1 protein-coding gene is annotated in these 1,912 nt (G+C 73.7%); it reads right to left on the bottom strand.

Going from position 1 to position 1,912, the window contains the following annotated elements:
- Positions 1 to 173: 173 nt before the first annotated feature.
- On the bottom strand, positions 174 to 1,178 hold the full coding sequence (locus LCE31_RS37445; protein ID WP_225022553.1) for a glycoside hydrolase family 16 protein: 1,005 nt from the start codon (positions 1,176 to 1,178) through the stop codon (positions 174 to 176).
- Positions 1,179 to 1,912: the final 734 nt, after the last annotated feature.

The raw sequence follows: 1,912 nt of genomic DNA, 5'->3' as shown, positions 1-1,912 counted from the left end.
GGCGGGGGCGGCCGCGGGGGGGGGCCCCGCCGCGGCCTGCCCTCTACGCGTGGGGCGTTCCCCGCCGCCCCCGCCCCCCCCCCCCCCCCCGCCCCCCCCCCCCCCCCCCCCGGGGGCCGGGGGCGCGCCCCCGGCCGATGCCTCAAGGCGCCTGTTACGGGGCTTTGTTCGCCTTACGGGGCCTTGTTGTAGACCGCGACGTAGTCGATGTCCATCTGTCCGCCGGACACCGTGGACCCGTTGGGCCCACCGCCGAACGCCCCGGGGAAGCCTCCTCCCATCGCCAGGTCGTAGATGATGAAGAACGGGTGGTCGACGGCCTTCGACCAGGTGTCCGCGTCGACCTGCGTCGAGTTGATGGTGAAGTAGTTCTGCCCGTCGAGGTACCAGCGGATCTGCTCGGGCGAGGTCGACCGGTCGATCTGCACCGCGTACGTGTGGTACCCGGACTGGCAGCCGGGGCACGCGTGTTCACCGCTGCCGATACCGGTGGACTCGTTGCACGGTCCGCCCGGGTTCACCCCGCAGTGCAGGGTGCCGAAGACGGAGCTGCGGCCGTTGATGTCCTCCAGGATGTCGACCTCGCCCGAGGTGGGCCAGGTCGTGCCCGTGCGCAGCGGCTGTCCCAGCATCCAGAACGCGGGCCAGTAGCCGGCCCCGTTCGAGGTCGTCACGTCCGGCTGCTTGATGGACGACTGCATCATCACCACGCCGCCGGCCGGCGCGCCGAACGAGTCGTTCTGCGTCTCCACCCGTCCCGACGTCCAGCCGGACCCCGGGTCGCTGCCGTTGTGCAGCGCCTTGAGGACGAGGTGACCGCTGCCGTCCTGGTAGACGTTGTCGGTGGAGTTGGTCATGGTCTCGATCTCGCCGGTGCCGAAGCTGCTGCCGGGACCGGTGTCGTACTTCCAGGTGCCGCCGTCGAGGCCGCTGCCGGACGCGCCGTTGAAGTCGTCGCTCCAGGTCGTGGTGAAGCCGGCCGGCGCTCCCGGCACGTCGGACGGAGCCGCCGCGGCGGCACGCGTGTCCGCGGGGGCCGCCACCGCGCCGTGCTGTGCCGTGGCGGTCAGCCCGGCGAGGGTCAGAACGCCGACGGACAGCCCGACGAGGCCGCGGCGAATCCTGGAACCGCGGGTTCTGCTCCACGCTGATGGCCTGGGAGTGTCTCCAGGGGCCATAGGGGTTCTCCTGTTCCGTGTGAGCCCGATGTGGGGGTCTGCCCGAACACGGTGCGTCCGCCGGAGAAGGGGACCATGGCCTCTCCTGACAGGGTGGGGGACCGTGCAGGGCGGGGACTCCACTGAGAGCGCTCTCTCAGTCAGGGAGTTGTCTACCCCTGCCCCGGAACGCAGTCAAGGCGCTGATCCAAATCCGTCCGCACCGCACCCCTGGGCAAAGGCCCGGGCGACCCGTCAACTCGCCTGAAATCCCGCTATGTTGTGTTGAAGGGAATGGACAGCGCTGAGGGGTCGGGGCTCGCCCCGAGGCAGGGCGCCCGAGGCGGGATGCATGGGACAGGGGGACGCATGGCCGCCGCGCCGGTACGAAGCGAGCACGGCCCGCGATGCCGATCGCGGTTTCGGCCCCGGTGCCGGCCCGGGCGCCAGTTGGGAGCAGTCCTTCGGGGACTTCGTACCGGGCGCCCGGACCGTCGAGTTGGGGCCCGTGGGCGGGTGACGGCCCGTGAGGCCGGGGAGTGGGTGCCGGGGGAGCGGGGCAGCAGAGAGGTCATGACTGACGCGGAGAACCGCAGGGCCAGGACAGGCGCCCCCCCCCGCCCCGGGGGGCGGGGGGGGGGGGGGGGGGCCGGGGGGGGGGGGGGGCGGGGGCGCGGGCGGGGGCCCCCCCCGCGCGGGGGGGGGGGCCCCGGGGCCCCCCCCCCGCGCCCGGGGGGCCGCCGCTCGGCGTGCAC

The organism is Streptomyces sp. 8L, from assembly GCF_020176795.1.
GTDB lineage: Bacteria > Actinomycetota > Actinomycetes > Streptomycetales > Streptomycetaceae > Streptomyces.
The sequence above is the reverse complement of the archived record's forward strand: the minus strand, read 5'-3'. Positions and strand labels throughout refer to the sequence as shown.